The following is a 14274-nucleotide window of genomic DNA, read 5'->3' as shown; positions in this document are numbered from 1 at the left end:
TTTCCGCGGCCAACCGGGAGTTCGATAGAATAGACGGCTGCCCCACCAACACCAAAGCACCGAGAGTAAAACTCACATGAGCAAGCACGCAGCCACCCCCGAACGTCCCGAACCGACGCCGATCCCGAACCCTGAGCGCACGCTCACCGTGTGGGAGGACGGGGTGCAGCTGGACTTCACCTTCGCCGACTGCATGAAGTATCACGGCCCTGGCTTCCCCGGCGGCGTCGCGCATGCCTTCGCAGCACTCGGCCGGGCGCTGCCGGAACTGGCAGCCCGCACCCCCGGCGGCCGCGTCGAGCGGCGCGAGATCCGGATCCGCACTCCCTTCGGCGGTCCGGGCGCCCGGGACGCCTTCGAACTCGTGACCCGTGCGGTCACAGGAGACCGCTACGCCGTGCTGCCGGAACTGGCCCGGCCCGAGCGCGGCAACACCCTTGCCCGCTACGTCTTCGAGCTGACCGCCGGGGATGCAACCGTCACCTGCCTGATCCGCGATGAGGGCATCGTCGCGGACGAGTTCATTGAGCTCACCGCGAAGCCGGAGAAGACCCCTGCCGAGCTCGCCCACCTGGAAGTCCTCAAGCGCGAAATGCGGGACCGCATCCTTGAGCGTGCCCCGGAGATGGTGTACGACCTGGAGGGCTAGTTTCGGCGCGGCGGGACGCCCCTCACCTAGTGCCTTCGGTAGCGGTTATTTGCAGAGGGGTCCGGATGTTCCTCGCAGATGGATGCAACAACCTTGGTGCCCGTTTCATCCGGACGGATCCGAACATTGACCGGCCGCCTGTACTGGTCCATCGCCGGTATGTCATAGGGATTCAGCGTGGTTTTGCTCTGGACAGTCAGGATGAGCGTCTTGGGATGATCCACCGTGTAGCCGTGTTCCTGCCGCAGCACGTCCGCGATCCTGCCTTTGGCCGCTGACAGTTTCCTCTTGGCTGCAACCCCGACCTTGATGATCACGGCAAAAGAAACAATGCAAACGACCAGAAGAATGATGATCCCCAGCATCAGCAAGTCTTTATAACCCTCAGCCTTAGGCTCACCCATGAATTCGCTGGCGACGATCATTCCCACGATCGATGCGATCGCCAGCACGATCGCCAGCCATGGGGCGGGCACCTTGGGGAACCAGGCTTTCGCCCGCCTCTACACCGGGGGCTTCTTTGGCTTTTGACACTTTGAGACCTAACGGTAAAAGGGCGTGCGGAACAATAACTTCAGCAGTAGCAGTGTAGCTATTCCGGATGCTCAGACAGAATAAGGATTAAACCACAACAGGTTCAAGCGGGACCGTGAATCACCAAAAGGTCCCCGACCGCACAATCCAGCGCATTGCAGATCGCGGTCAGCGTGGAGAACCGGATGGCCTTCGCCCGGTCATTCTTGAGTACCGACAGATTCACCAGACTCACTCCAACCTGCCGGCTCAGTTCCGTCAGTGTCATGCCGCGGGCTTCCAGGAGTTCATCAAGACGGCAGTGGATGTTCGAGGAATAATCCGCCGGCATCAGACCAAGCCATCCGTATCCTGCTGCATCCGGCGTCCGTACTGGAAGACTCCCGCAATCAGCATCAGGACGACGCTAAGCACCAGCGGCCACGGGCTCATCGTGCCTTCAAAGAGGACCAGTTCTTCGCCCGTCTGCCGTTCCTTGACCACTACGTCAGCCACCCGGGGCAGGGCGAGCCCGTTGAGAATCTGGCTGATTGTCCCTACCAGCAGCAGCGCGATACCGCAGGCGCCGACGATGCGCACGGACACCGCGGTGAACAGGACCGCGCTGCGCAGCCGGTGGGCCAGCAGGAACACCAGCGCCAGCACGGTGAGCACACCTGTCTGGTGCAGTGCTGAGGACCATGCCAGGAGCGCTGCTGGCCCCAACGGTAGAGCGGGAACCGTGGCCATCAGAGTTGTGTAGTGCCCTGTCGCTCCGGCCGTCAGCCCGTCCACACTCTGCTCCTGTGCGCTGACCGGAAGCTCCAGCGTCACCGGGCCCGTGAAGTACCCGACGATTTCGGAGATTGAAAAGGCAGTGCTGACGACCGCGGCCAATGCCGCCACAATCATGAATACGGTCGCGTCCGTTCGTGAAACGATTCTCTTTTCGCCTGCCAGCGCGCCGGTGTTTTTCATCAGCTTCACGGTTGCCCCATATCGACTTTCGGTAATAACGATTGTCGATAACCTAAGCCGCTGCGGTGCCGGCGTCAATGGCACCCCGGCAACCGTCTCGCTCTGGCCGCCCGGCCCGGCCGACGCTAGGCTCCTGTCCCTGGGCCCGGCTGGTCCGGCAGTCCGCCATCTTCGGAAGGATCGGCATGCGCATTGTGCGGACCTGGCGCGGCGTTGTCCGCAGCCAAGACCTAGAGGCATACGTCGAATACGTGCAACAGACTGGGATCGTCGAATACCGCACCACGGCCCTCGGCGCATGGATTTTCCGTGTCGCACTATGAGCTCGCCGGTCAGCCCGGCCTAGTGCCTTCAGAGGGATCGTTTGCCGCTGGAGTGGGGTGTTCTTCCCAGATGGTGGCCACCACTTTGGCCGTCCATGACATGGTGGAAGGCTTCAGGCCGGATGTTCCCGTGCGGATCCGCTCCGTTTTGGGAAAATCCTGCCGGTTTGGGAAACCCCTGCCACTGCGCAGCGGAGGATTTACCCACACCGGCAGCAGAATCCCACACCGGTAGCAGAATCAGTACGGCGCAGAATCCCGTACCTTCCGCCTCCCCGTCAACGGCGGCTACCAGGGTTGGTTGGCCGGCCCGATCGTAAACTCGTTGACCGTAGTGTCCGCAGGAAGATCGAGTGCGTAGGCGACGACGTCGGCCACCCGCTCCGGAGCGATGCCGTACCGCTGGTACAGCGCCTCCATGCCTTCGGCGGTGCCCTTGTCGCTGATTGAATCCGGCAGCTCCGTGTTAATGGCGGCAGGATAGATCGTGGCCGTACGGATGTGGGTCCCCTCGGTGGCGGACTCCATGCGCAGCACCTCCATGAAGTCGCGCAGGAACCACTTGGTTCCGCCATAGACTGCGCCGCCCGGGTAGGCCTTGAGCCCGGCGACTGACGAGGTGGCGATAACGTGGCCGGACTTCTGCTCGATGAACGTCGGCAGTACGGCGGCGACGCCGTTGAGCACGCCGGTGACGTTGACGTCCACCATTCGGTGCCATTCGTCTGTTTTGAGTGCGGACAGCGGGCTGTTCGGCATCAGCCCGGCGTTGAGGAAAATCGCATCCAGGCCGCCGAACGTGTCTTTGGCCAGCGCCACGATCGCATCGTTCTCGGCCTGCAGGGTGACATCCAAGGCCCTGCTGACTGCTTCGCCCCCGGCGTCCCGGATCTGCCTGACCGTCGGTTCCAGTTTCTCTTCGCGGCGGGCACCCAGAACCACTTTGGCGCCTCGATGGGCGAGCAGCTTCGCCGTCGCCTCCCCGATCCCGGATGACGCTCCGGTGATGACAACGACCTTCCCGGAAATCTCATTCTGCATCTGTCCTCCTGGGTTTCGCGGTAGCCCCCCGGGTCAGCGTCGAGAACTGGGCCGCCGGCTGTCTGCGCCCGTGCGCACCTGCTCAAGTTTCCCCTCGCAGGCACCGGTTGCGCGAGGGGGAACGACGTATGGCTCTACCTGTCCGCACCTTCGCATTGCAGCGAGCGAGGACTGCTCACATGTCAGGGATGATCGATTCTCCAACCCGTTCCGAGATGGTGTCCCGGCACTCTCCGGCATCACTGCCGATGTCTGCACTGAGGTCGGCGGGATACCGGAAATGTACCGCTGGCATTGGTGAACGCGGATCGTTGCTCCCCGGGACCGGCTCCCAGCCTCGGGCCTCCATACAATCTGCAAGCTCCTGTACATACTGCGGCTTGGTCATAAACTCGCTGTTTGCCAGATAGTCCTGATTGGTTCCGATTGCAACGGACACTCCACCCATGGATAACGCGACGGCCACAGCTGTTGAAAGTGACGCACGCCTGACGGCACGGCGGCGGGTGACTTAGCGGAGGAGCGAGGTCCGAACGGGAGCAAGCTCTTGAGCGATCTGATTATGTGCTGGCGGTCCATAGCTAATGGGCATGATGCTCCTTTAGTTGGCGTTCTTTGATGCGCGCAGTTTCCGGCGCGTTCGTTCTATCCGCTTACGTACAGCGGGCTGGCTTATACCCAACATGGCGGCAGCCTCGTCGTAACTCCGCCCTTCGAGGAGACATAGCTCGCAAAGCCGCCGTTCGGCTTCGGGCAAAGCCGCGATTTCCTCAAGGATCCAGGCCAGTTCCTCCACAGCCCGATCATGTTCCTCCCGCAGGGACCGGGCGGGGGAACCTAGCGGGGGCTCGATAAGCTCTACTGGCTCAGAGCGGCGGCGGGTCCTATTGAGGTTGTATGCGGTGTTCCGGCAGCAGATAAGCAGCCATGGGAGCATCGTGCTTTCGGCCAGGCGGACGTCCTTGCGGCGCCGCCAAAGTAGCAGAAACGTCTCCTGGACAATGTCCGGCACCTCGTCCCTAGCATCTGCCAGCCCCCCCACGCATATCGGTATACGGTCGCTGAGTACTTATCGAATAGTGCGGCGAACGCCGCTTCATCTCCTAGGGCCAGGCTGGCTGCCAGGTGGTTGTCGGCTGTCACAGAGGACTTGGTATCTCGTGGGCTCGTTGCACACCTCCAGCTAGTAAGTGTTGCCTGAACCGGATTTGTGACAGCAAAGGTGCATTTAAGAATGGCGCAAGGAACGCCTACTTGCGTGGCGAGCTAAATGAGCTGCGCAGGGATCGACCCATACCATTCCGTTAGCTTCTCCAGAATTTCGTTTTCAACGGGGAACTCCATGTCATCAATCCGGCCGACACCTGTTATGCCGCGTGAATTGGCTGTGAAAGCGGCATCGAACCTGGACAGCTCGTGGAGACGGAGAGGGCGGAGTGAAGCCGTGAGGCCCTGCGAGGTGCTGATCTGGTTCAAAAGTTGCCAGGTGACACCGCACAGTGCTTCAGCCTCTGGCCAAACGATCATCCCGCCCTGAATGAATCCAATGTTGGCGATCGCCGTTTCAGCTATTTCACCGCGATGTCCCAGTAATAGGGCATCATCGAAGCCTGCCTTCTGGGCCTGCTTCATGTGGAAGAGCTGAGCGAAGCTTCCTGCGTGCTTGATCTGGGGCACGGGGCATTGATAAGAAACGGAGTTCAAGGCCAAGGGCCCCGCCGGTGCAGGTTCGGGATCTGAAACTGTCACCATGATGTGTTCAGCCGGTCCCGGAGCTGTGGCAGGCCAGACATCAATCCTGACTGAGGCATCGCGGGAGCCCATCAATCCGGCCTTCAAATAAGCATGCACCCGCTGCATGTCGAAGGTCCGCATCATGCAGTTCCGTGGAGGCCGCGCGCAGCCGCGCCATGTGTAGGTCCAAGCCCTTTACGGCACGGTTTCTCACCTGCATAGACGTGAAATGACCATAGTTGACGGTCGCCCGTCGGATGAGCGTTTCCATCTCCGGGTGGCTGCCGTCCACTGACGCTGACCTAAACACTGTTCCCCCGGTGCATCCATTAGTCCCGGCGTTCGCCGCGGTATCCGGCAGCCTGAAGCATCAGCAGGGCAAGGGCGCCGGCAAGGCCGAAGGGCAGGAGGTACAGGCCCATGCCCTGGAAGTTCATCGCCATCACGTCCTGCCGGCTCATGGTTGGACCGCTGCTACCGTAAATGGCCGTCATCATCTGGAGGTTGCCGAAAAGCCAGATCAGTCCGAGGCCAAGCATGAGCGCCACAACTGCCCACGCGGCACACAGATAGGGGTTGACCCGGCGCCGGGGTGCTGCGGCCCCTAAGCGCCCGTCAGCACCAGCGCTGACAACACCCGCGTCACTGAACTCCGCCGCTTCCGTCGGGGTGGCGGGATCGGTGGCCTGCTGAGGTTCGCCGTCGTCCACCACTTCCACGCAGTCCCCGCTTTCACCTGGCACCGGCCGGGAGTAGAGCCGGTAATCCGATTCACTGGTGCTTCGCCGATTTCCCATGGCCCGAAGCCTACTATGGCGCGGACCCGGCTTTACGGACCGGTGCCAACTGCTGATCATCCGGTCCCGCGCTCGACCGGAGATCTCCCCTAGGACCCGGCGAGGGTCCGCGCCCAGGGCTCGTTTACATCAGTTAGGTGGAGGGCGGTGACAACATTCTGGAGCATGCCGGCTCCGAACCACTCGCGGATTGCCTCCTCATCGGAGCCCAGGAGCTGCCGGACAAGTTCAACCTGCCTGGCGTAACACTGGCGTACCGCATCACCGACGAGTGGCTCGTCTGCCGCGCAGTTTGCATGCATAAGAAACATCATCACGCTGCGGTCTTCGATGACCTCCGCGTACGCCTTCCGGGCAATCCGCAGGGCTTCGGCGGGATCACCGGACGGGTTAGCTGCGCTCACATACCTGGACAGGACGCTTTCCATCAGCTCGGACACGTGGCCGACGGCGCCGGCGAAAAGCTCCTGCTTGTTTTCGAACAAACGGTAGACGTAAGGCTGCGAAATGCCTGCTTGTTTGGCTATTTCGTGGGTGGTGGTTCCGTAGAACCCCTTACGCGAAAAACAGGCCACGGCGGCGTCGAGGACGGCCAGGCGCCGCGCGTCGCTTCTTGTACTGGTACCGAGTGCAGGCATGTCTGCCATTCAATCACGGCCCGACGGCGGTGCAGGGCGGGCGCCCGCACCGCCTGGCCATTGGTCAATCAGCGAAGTTCGCTGCCAGATCCACCACCGCCGGATCCCCGTCGGGGGTAAGCGCCTCGATTGCCACCAGCGGATTCCAGTAGTCGAGGTAGCGGGTAATCCGGCCCTCATCATCGGTGTAAACAACCGAGATGCACGTTTGCTCGTACGGCTTACCGGTGGGAACCGCCTGGCCAACCGATCGGAACTCGGCGATTACCTGACTTGGGTCCGACGTTTCATGAAAAACGAGGTCAACAAATTCCACATCAAAGTTCTCCGGAAAATGGCTCATGTGGGTGGCCAGTGCCTCACGCCCCTGAACCAGGGCCGGCATTCCTTTCGGCGCGAAAGGAAATTCCAGGATTCCGTTCGGCGCAAAGAGGTCAAGCCACTCCTCGACCCGCCCTGCCGCCGTGAGCCTGAGATGTTCCCTGACCACGAATTGGGCGGCGGATCGGCGTTGCTCGGTCGTCTTCAGCATGTTGCTCCCTTAGGTTAGTGATTGATCGATCAATCACTAACCTACTCACTTTCCCAAGAACCACAAGCCTTGAAGCCCGCGGGCCGTTCTTACACCTGCAGCAACGCCCCGAGGTAGCGGCCGGTGCTGCTGGCAGGGGCGGCGGCGACGTCGTCGGGCGTACCCGTGGCAATGATCCGGCCGCCGGCCTCGCCCCCGCCCGGGCCCAGGTCAATAACGTGGTCCGCGTTCGCAATCAGGTCCAGGTCGTGTTCGATGACCACGATCGTCGCGCCCTTGGCAAGGAGCCGGTCCAGCACTTTGATCAGCACCCGCGTGTCCAGTGGATGCAGCCCGACGGTAGGCTCGTCGAGGATGAACAGGGTGCCGGACTGGTCCCGGCCCAGCTCGCCGGCAAGCTTGAGCCGCTGCGCCTCGCCGCCGGAAAGTGCCGGAGTGTCCTCCCCCAGCGTCAAATAGCCGAGGCCGAGGTCCTTCAGGGTCCGCAGCTTCCGGCGCACCTTGGGCAGGGCGGCGACGACGTCGTACGCCTCGCGCACGGTCAGGGCCAGGAGCCCAGGCAGCGAAAACCTGCCGCCGGCCGTGTCCAGCACGACGTCGTCGGCAGCCGGAGCGTAACGGGAACCGTTGCAGTCGGGGCAGGGGATTTCGACGTCGGGCAGGAACTGGACATCCAGCACCACCTGGCCGGTGCCCTCGCAGCGCGGGCAGCGCAGCGAGCCGGTGTTGTAGGAGAAATCCCCTGCCGACAGCCCGCGTTCCTTGGCGGCGTCCGTGGCGGCGTAGGCCCGGCGCAGGTTGTCGAGAATGCCCGAATAGGTGGCGACGGTGGAGCGGATATTCACGCCGATGGGGGTCGCATCCACCACGTCCGCCCGGGCCAGGCCAGCCAAATCAACGGTCACCACGTGCTCCGGAAGCGCGGTACCGTTTGCTGCGGCCTTGATGGCCGGGACGAGGCTCTCCAGCACCAGGGTCGTTTTTCCGGACCCGGACATACCGGTCACCGCCGTGAGTCTGCCCTTGGGGATGGCGACGTCGAGCGCATGGACGGTGTGCAGCGGCGAGGTTGCCAGGTGGACGGTGCCGGCGTCGTACATTGCATCGGCGGCGGCACGTTGGCGGACGATCGGCTCCCCGCCGCCCTTAACGAAGGGCCCAATAAGCGACGCGGGATCCGCAGTAATACCGCTGATCGGCCCCTGCGCGATCACGGACCCGCCCTCGGCGCCGGACCCTGGGCCCATCTCGATCATCCAGTCGGCCTCGCGCAGCACCTGCACGTCATGGTCCACCAGCACCACCGAGTTCCCGCCGTCCAGTAGGTCCCGCATGATCCCGACGAGGCCTTCGACGTTGACCGGATGCATGCCGATGGACGGCTCGTCGAGGACGTACAGCACGCCGGTGGTTTCGTTACGCACCGCACGGGCGAGCTGCACCCGCTGCCGCTCCCCCGTGGACAGAGTGGCACCGGCGCGGTCGAGGCTGAGGTAGCCCAGGCCCAGCTGGACCAGGCGCCGGGCCATCGCCTCGAACTGCGCCACGGTCATCCGGGCCATCTGGTGCATTTCCGCCGGCAGCGGGTCGACGACGGTCGGCACCCAGGCCAGCGCCTCCTCCAGCGTCTTTGCCGAGGCATCAGCGAGGTTGATGCCGGCCACTTCCGTTCCCAGCGCTGCCCGGGACAGGCGCGTTCCCTGACAGACCGGGCAGGTGTGCGCGCTGATGAAACGGGCCACCCGGGCCAGGCCCGTCTCACTGGTGGCGTTCCTCATTGCTTCCTGCACCGCCAGGCGGGCGTTGCGGTAGGTGATGTTCACCTCGAACAGCTTGCCGTTACTGGTCGCTGCACTGATGTGCTTTTTCTCCTCCGGGCCGGCAAGCACAATCTCCCGCTCGCGTTCGGTGAGTTCGGCGTACGGGACGTCGGTGCGCACACCGAACTCGGCCACTACGCGCGACATCATGGTCAGGCCGAACATGCCCCAGGGGGCTACAGCGCCGTCGTTGATGGTTTTGGACGGGTCCGGGACCAGGGCGGCGTCGTTGACCTCCCGGACCGTGCCGGTGCCTTCGCAGGCGGCACAGGCGCCGGCGGAGTTAAAGGCCAGGGACTCTGCGCCCGGCGGAGGGAAGGCCGTCCCGCATTCGGGACACACGAGTTCGTTGCCTGCGGCGACGTCGATGGTCGGGGGCAGGCGGTGCCCGTTGGGGCACAGATGGGAACCGAGCCGGGAGAACATCACCCGCAACACATTCAGCAGTTCGGTGGAAGTCCCGAAGGTCGAACGGACCCCGGGCACGCCGGGCCGCTGGCGCAGGGCCAGCGCGGCGGGAACGTGGCGCACGGAGTCGACGACGGCGCGCGCGGCGTGCGACATCCGCCGCCGGGTATACGTGGACAGTGCCTCGATGTACCGCCGAGACCCCTCCGCGTACAGCACCCCCATAGCGAGCGAGGATTTCCCCGAGCCCGAGACGCCCGCAACGGCCACCAACCGGTCCAACGGGATGTCGACGTCGACGTTCTTCAGGTTGTGGACCCGGGCGCCGCGGATCTGGACCGCGGCCGACGGCGGGACCGTGCCGGGCGCGGGGGCGGGGGCTTTGCTGGGCACGGGGGCCTGCTCAACCATGGATTCTCCCTACTGGCTCTAGCGGGTGTCCGGTGATGGAACACGGGCATCGCTGCCGGGAGGATCGGGAAGAAGGAGAGGATCGTCCCGTAGTATCCATCCCTACAACTGTCTCAGCGTCACCCAGTGCGAGCACAGTCTTTACCCCGCAAATTCCACCTCGGCCGGGACCCAAACCATCAAGGATGCCGGACTAACGGCTAAGAAGCCGATGCCCGTATTCCGGTGAGGGAACACGGGCATCGGCACCACGCGGAAAGGATTCAAGGCGGGCAAACCGTGCGCCGCCTAGCCCTCTTCCACCTCCGAGAACAGTGCGATGAAGGTGGTCTCGGTGGCCTTCAGCTGACCGAAGAGATCCGCGGCAACAGGTGCTGTCACGGCAGCCGAGGCGTCCTCATAGCTGTCGAAGTACAGGTCAAGCGTCCGGTGGGCAGGGGTGGGTGAGCCGTTTTCCTTCGGCCAGACCTTGCCGGCCTCGTATCGGCGCAGCTTCGGAAGCTGCTTGGCGCTGTCGGCGATGCCTTTGTAGGCGGTCTCAAACGCGTGGGGGTCGGCGGGGTTGTCGATGACGAAGGTGATCTTGGTGGGCATGGTGTTCTTTCCTTCGGGGTTTGCGGTGGGGATGGTTGAAGTTTCCGGGCACGTGGGGCGGTTGTCTACCGTGCGGCGGTCTCCAGGAGCCGGAGCCAGATTTCACTGATGGTGGGATAGGCCGGAACCGCATGCCAAAGCCGGTCGATGGGTACTTCCCCGGCGATCGCGATGGTTGCGGCGTGCACCAGCTCGGTCACGTCAGGTCCGACGGCGGTGAACCCGACAATCGTGTTGGTGTCCTCATTGATGACGATGCCTGCGCGGCCGGTGTAGCCGTCGGCATGCAGGGAGGCACCGGCAACGGATCCAAGGTCGTATTCCACGGAACGGACCCGGAGTCCGGCGTCGAGGGCGCCGGACAGGGTGAGACCGGCGGAGGCAATCTCGGGGTCGGTGAAGATGACCTGCGGAACGGCCCGGAGGTCGGCGGTCGCCGTTCGAACACGCCGTTCGGATAGGGCAGGGTCGTGAATCTACTTAGCCCTCAGAGTGTTAGCCAGTGCCCCCGCGGGCGGAGCACTGGCAGGGCCCCCTTTGCCTACAGGTCCACGCTTTTGCCCATTCCACAACAGGTAAAGGCCCTTATCCCGGAAGTACATGTGTAACTGGATAAAACGCTTGATCCGCGCACTTCAACACCCAATACTCGGCCGGACATTCGCCGATGAGTGAGGTACCCCATGATGAATACCAAAAGAGTGCGCGCATGGTCAGCGGCCGGAATAGCGGTCGGCCTGACCGTGACCGGCGCGGCATTTGCCAGCTCCCCCGCCGTGCACGATCCCAACGAAGGTTACCGGGACCACTACCCGGTCGTTTCAACGGACAAGGGCGAGGTCCAGGGGGAAGCGACGTCGATGGTCACCTCCTTCAAAGGGATCCCCTATGCTGCTCCCCCAGTCGGGGACCTGCGCTGGAAGGCCCCGGCAGCGGCCGAACCGTGGGAGGGTGTGCTGGACGCCACGAAGTTCGGGGGCTCATGCACCCAGGGCACCGGATGGGACCCGGGCTATGACCAGCCCACACTGAACGAGGACTGTCTGTACCTCAACGTGTACCGTCCGAGCGAGCCGTCGTCGAAAAAGCTGCCGGTATTCGTGTGGAACCACGGTGGAGGCAATGTCGCCGGAGCAGGCCGCGACACCGATCCGAATAAGTTCATCACCAAGAGCGAGGCGGTGTTCGTCACCATCAACTACCGCGTGGGTGCGATGGGCTGGCTCGACACCACCGGGCTGGAAGCGGACAACCCGGACGGTGCGGCAGGCAACTTCGGCCTGCTCGACCAGCAGGCCGCTCTCACCTGGATCCAGGAGAACATTGGAAGGTTCGGCGGCGACGCACGGAACGTCACCCTCGCCGGCCAGTCAGCCGGGGCGTCGAATACCTGCGCACAGCTCGCCTCGCCCGGAGCCCGTGGCCTGTTCGATCAGGCGATCCTGCAAAGCGGCGGATGCTCCGCCCGCACCCCCGAAGCGGCACGTGCGTCCGGCACCCAGTTCGCGGCGGAGATCGGCTGCCCTGATCCGGCAACCGAGCTCGCCTGCCTTCGGGCGAAGTCTCCGGCCGAGGTGCTTGCCGCCCAGACCGTGGTACGGCAGAGCGGCGCGGTTGCCGGCAACGCCGTCCTCCCCTCAGACCCGCTCGAGCTGTTGAAGGCCGGCCGGCTCACCAGGCTTCCGGTGATAGTGGGCGGGACGGCGGATGAGTCGCAGCAAAGCGTTTTCGGCGCGTACGACTACGTCGGCAACCCGATCACCGAAGGAATGCTCGCCGATCTGATCGCCACCACGTATCCGAACGATGCTGCACAGGTGGCGGCGGCCTACCCTGCCGCCAACTATCCGTCCCCAACGGTGGCGTGGGGAGATGTGCAGAGCGATCAGCGTGCCTGCCGTGACCAGACCCTGCGCGACCGGATGGCCGCCGATACCAGGACGTACGCCTACGAGTTCGCAGAAAAGGACGGGCCGGCATTCACCTCCATCTGGCGGCTCGGCACTGATTACCCGTTCGGCGCCACCCACGTCAATGACCTTGGCTACCTGTGGGACTATCTGGGCACCGCGCTGCCGTTCAGCACCGAACAGGTACAGCTCTCGGACCAGATGATCAGCTACTGGTCCAGCTTTGCCGACGAAGGTCGCCCGGATGCGAGCTTCGCTCCGGAGTGGCCGCGCTACCGCCCCCAGGGAGAGATGCTGCAACTCGTTGCCCCGAGCGCCCAAGTGGTGAGTCACGCAACGGTCGATGCCGAGCACGGGTGTGAACTGTGGGACCGGGTGAGCCCGGCACCTTAGTATTCGTTCATGACCAGCACGGCCAGCAGCCCCTCCGGAAACACCCGGCTGCTGGCCGTCGCTATTCTCGCTACCTTCGTTGCGTTCCTCGACGGGTCCATCGTCACCGTGGCACTGCCGGCGATCAGCGGGGAGCTTGGCGGGGGCCTGCCCACCCAGCAGTGGACGGTGAACGCCTACCTGCTCACCCTGGGCGCGTTCATCCTACTGGCCGGTTCGCTCTCCGACTCTTTCGGACGGCTGCGCATCCTGCGGATCGGCATTCTCTGCTTCGGGGTGGCCTCGCTCGCCTGTGCGTTGGCATGGGATCCCGGCGTCCTGATCCTCGCCCGCGGAATCCAGGGCATCACCGCGGCACTGCTGGTGCCGGGTTCCCTGGCACTGATTACGACGGCGTACCACGACGCCGCGCGGGCCGCCGCGATCGGCAGGTGGACGGCATGGACCGGCACGGCCGCGATCATTGGCCCGCTGCTGGGCGGAGTGCTCGTGGACGTGGTCAGCTGGCGGCTGATCTTCGCCGTGAACGTTTTGCCGGTGGCCGCCTGCCTGCTCTTGATGACTGGTCTGCAGGAGAACGGCGGGCGGAGGCGGGCCGAGTTTGATCTGCCCGGCGTGGTGCTGGCAGTTCTCGGCCTTGCCGGTCCCGTCTATGCGCTGATCGAACAGGAGCGGTTGGGCTGGGGGCATCCCGCCGTCGTCGTTCCCCTCGCCGCAGGACTGTCGGCACTGGCACTGTTCCTGCTGCGCGAGGGACAGGCGCCGGCCCCGATGATGCCGCTGTCCCTGTTCCGGGCACGGAATTTCCGCTACGGCAACGTGGTCACGGCAGGTGCCTATGCCGGGATTTCCCTTGGAACGTTCGCCGTGACCGTTTTCGTGCAGGAGACCGCCGGATTCTCCGCTACCGCGGCCGGCTTCACGGCCCTGCCGCTGCCGGTGGCCATGCTGCTCTTGTCCGCGCGTGTCGGCAGGCTCGCCGGGACCTACGGGCCGCGGTTGTTTATGACGGCCGGGCCGGTGACCTGCGGTGCCGGGTTCCTCCTGATGCTCACGGTCCGGCCGCCGCTGGACTTCCTCACCGAGCTGCTGCCGGGACTGCTGCTGTGCGGACTGGGTTTGGCCCTGATGGTGGCGCCGCTGACCGCTGCGGTGCTCGGCGCGCTGAACGAGGACGAGGCCGGCATCGGGTCAGCGGTCAACAATGCCGTGTCGCGGGTGGCCGGACTGGTCGCGATCGCGCTGGCCGGCGCGGTATCCGGCGGCGCCTTGGACTTTCCGGGATTCCGGCAGACGGTGCTGGTGACCGCCTGCCTCTTCCTTGCAGCCGGGACGGTCGCGTTCCTGGGGATCCGGAATCCGACGACGACGTCCCGGCCCTCCGCTGACGGGTGACGTGCAGGCGGGTGCGCCGTCGTCGTTGTGCCCTTAGCGCTCCGGCTAGAACCGGGAACGCCGGTCAAGGATGATGTCCGCAACCTCGTCGAGGTGGAACTCCAAGAGGAAGTGGCCGCCGTCGAGCAGTTCCACGCG

At 64.2% G+C, this 14274-nt stretch carries 14 protein-coding genes and 1 pseudogene; 3 read left to right on the top strand and 12 right to left on the bottom strand.

Annotation, left to right across the window (positions count from 1 at the left end):
* Window positions 1-76 precede the first annotated feature (76 nt).
* Complete coding sequence (locus AC5RT8_RS01370; protein WP_494093907.1) at window positions 77-649, top strand: hypothetical protein; 573 nt, start codon at window positions 77-79, stop codon at window positions 647-649.
* A 26-nt stretch (window positions 650-675) separates the two neighbouring features.
* Here the strand turns inward: AC5RT8_RS01370 and AC5RT8_RS01365 are convergent, their stop codons facing one another.
* From AC5RT8_RS01365 to AC5RT8_RS01310, 12 genes and pseudogenes are all read right to left on the bottom strand, one after another.
* The gene (locus tag AC5RT8_RS01365) at window positions 676-1101 is read right to left on the bottom strand and encodes a hypothetical protein (protein ID WP_494093906.1); all 426 of its coding nucleotides are present in this window, start codon (window positions 1099-1101) and stop codon (window positions 676-678) included.
* A gap of 185 nt (window positions 1102-1286) precedes the next feature.
* The gene (locus tag AC5RT8_RS01360; protein WP_494093905.1) at window positions 1287-1514 is read right to left on the bottom strand and encodes a helix-turn-helix domain-containing protein; all 228 of its coding nucleotides are present in this window, start codon (window positions 1512-1514) and stop codon (window positions 1287-1289) included.
* On the bottom strand, window positions 1514-2140 hold the full coding sequence (locus AC5RT8_RS01355; RefSeq protein ID WP_494093904.1) for a hypothetical protein: 627 nt from the start codon (window positions 2138-2140) through the stop codon (window positions 1514-1516). The genes AC5RT8_RS01360 and AC5RT8_RS01355 overlap by 1 nt, the downstream gene beginning before the upstream one ends.
* 611 nt (window positions 2141-2751) lie before the next feature.
* Window positions 2752-3504, bottom strand: a complete 753-nt coding sequence (locus AC5RT8_RS01350; RefSeq protein ID WP_494093903.1) for an SDR family oxidoreductase — start codon at window positions 3502-3504, stop codon at window positions 2752-2754.
* A gap of 601 nt (window positions 3505-4105) precedes the next feature.
* On the bottom strand, window positions 4106-4516 hold the full coding sequence (locus AC5RT8_RS01345; RefSeq protein ID WP_494093902.1) for an RNA polymerase sigma factor: 411 nt from the start codon (window positions 4514-4516) through the stop codon (window positions 4106-4108).
* A 254-nt stretch (window positions 4517-4770) separates the two neighbouring features.
* Window positions 4771-5382 carry an aminotransferase class IV gene (locus AC5RT8_RS01340; RefSeq protein WP_494093901.1) on the bottom strand — a complete coding sequence of 204 codons (612 nt, stop codon included), beginning with the start codon at window positions 5380-5382 and terminating at the stop codon, window positions 4771-4773.
* A 185-nt stretch (window positions 5383-5567) separates the two neighbouring features.
* On the bottom strand, window positions 5568-6035 hold the full coding sequence (locus tag AC5RT8_RS01335) for a hypothetical protein (protein WP_494093900.1): 468 nt from the start codon (window positions 6033-6035) through the stop codon (window positions 5568-5570).
* 89 nt (window positions 6036-6124) lie between these two features.
* Entirely contained in the window at window positions 6125-6673 is a 549-nt protein-coding gene (locus AC5RT8_RS01330) for a TetR/AcrR family transcriptional regulator (protein ID WP_494093899.1), read from the bottom strand.
* Window positions 6674-6737: 64 nt separating this feature from the next.
* Window positions 6738-7205, bottom strand: coding sequence for a nuclear transport factor 2 family protein (locus AC5RT8_RS01325; protein WP_494093898.1), 468 nt, complete (start codon window positions 7203-7205; stop codon window positions 6738-6740).
* A gap of 89 nt (window positions 7206-7294) precedes the next feature.
* Window positions 7295-9844, bottom strand: a complete 2550-nt coding sequence (locus tag AC5RT8_RS01320) for an excinuclease ABC subunit UvrA (RefSeq protein ID WP_494093897.1) — start codon at window positions 9842-9844, stop codon at window positions 7295-7297.
* 288 nt (window positions 9845-10132) lie between these two features.
* Window positions 10133-10438 (bottom strand): EthD family reductase, encoded by a 306-nt coding sequence (locus AC5RT8_RS01315; protein WP_494093896.1) that lies wholly within the window; start codon window positions 10436-10438, stop codon window positions 10133-10135.
* 65 nt (window positions 10439-10503) lie between these two features.
* Window positions 10504-10884 (bottom strand): annotated as a pseudogene (locus tag AC5RT8_RS01310) (oxidoreductase dimerization domain-containing protein); the annotation flags it as partial.
* Between the two features lie 237 nt (window positions 10885-11121).
* Here AC5RT8_RS01310 and AC5RT8_RS01305 point away from each other — a divergent pair.
* Both AC5RT8_RS01305 and AC5RT8_RS01300 read left to right on the top strand, forming a co-directional pair.
* On the top strand, window positions 11122-12741 hold the full coding sequence (locus AC5RT8_RS01305) for a carboxylesterase/lipase family protein (RefSeq protein WP_494093895.1): 1620 nt from the start codon (window positions 11122-11124) through the stop codon (window positions 12739-12741).
* A gap of 9 nt (window positions 12742-12750) precedes the next feature.
* A complete protein-coding gene (locus AC5RT8_RS01300; RefSeq protein ID WP_494093894.1) occupies window positions 12751-14136 on the top strand; it encodes an MFS transporter in 1386 nt (461 codons plus the stop codon).
* Window positions 14137-14274 lie beyond the last annotated feature (138 nt).

Source organism: Arthrobacter sp. Ms25, from assembly GCF_059090365.1.
Note: the sequence above shows the minus strand (reverse complement) of the source record. Positions and strands in the feature narration are given on the sequence as shown.

Bases quoted from the DNA above. Each gene is read 5' to 3' on its own strand.
- AC5RT8_RS01325 (WP_494093898.1), bottom strand. From the start codon at position 7,205: ATGCTGAAGACGACCGAGCAACGCCGATCCGCCGCCCAATTCGTGGTC.
- AC5RT8_RS01315 (WP_494093896.1), bottom strand. From the start codon at position 10,438: ATGCCCACCAAGATCACCTTCGTCATCGACAACCCCGCCGACCCCCAC.
- AC5RT8_RS01320 (WP_494093897.1), bottom strand. From the start codon at position 9,844: ATGGTTGAGCAGGCCCCCGTGCCCAGCAAAGCCCCCGCCCCCGCGCCC.
- AC5RT8_RS01360 (WP_494093905.1), bottom strand. From the start codon at position 1,514: ATGCCGGCGGATTATTCCTCGAACATCCACTGCCGTCTTGATGAACTC.
- AC5RT8_RS01340 (WP_494093901.1), bottom strand. From the start codon at position 5,382: ATGATGCGGACCTTCGACATGCAGCGGGTGCATGCTTATTTGAAGGCC.
- AC5RT8_RS01330 (WP_494093899.1), bottom strand. From the start codon at position 6,673: ATGCCTGCACTCGGTACCAGTACAAGAAGCGACGCGCGGCGCCTGGCC.
- AC5RT8_RS01350 (WP_494093903.1), bottom strand. From the start codon at position 3,504: ATGCAGAATGAGATTTCCGGGAAGGTCGTTGTCATCACCGGAGCGTCA.
- AC5RT8_RS01355 (WP_494093904.1), bottom strand. From the start codon at position 2,140: ATGAAAAACACCGGCGCGCTGGCAGGCGAAAAGAGAATCGTTTCACGA.
- AC5RT8_RS01335 (WP_494093900.1), bottom strand. From the start codon at position 6,035: ATGGGAAATCGGCGAAGCACCAGTGAATCGGATTACCGGCTCTACTCC.
- AC5RT8_RS01370 (WP_494093907.1), top strand. From the start codon at position 77: ATGAGCAAGCACGCAGCCACCCCCGAACGTCCCGAACCGACGCCGATC.
- AC5RT8_RS01305 (WP_494093895.1), top strand. From the start codon at position 11,122: ATGATGAATACCAAAAGAGTGCGCGCATGGTCAGCGGCCGGAATAGCG.
- AC5RT8_RS01300 (WP_494093894.1), top strand. From the start codon at position 12,751: ATGACCAGCACGGCCAGCAGCCCCTCCGGAAACACCCGGCTGCTGGCC.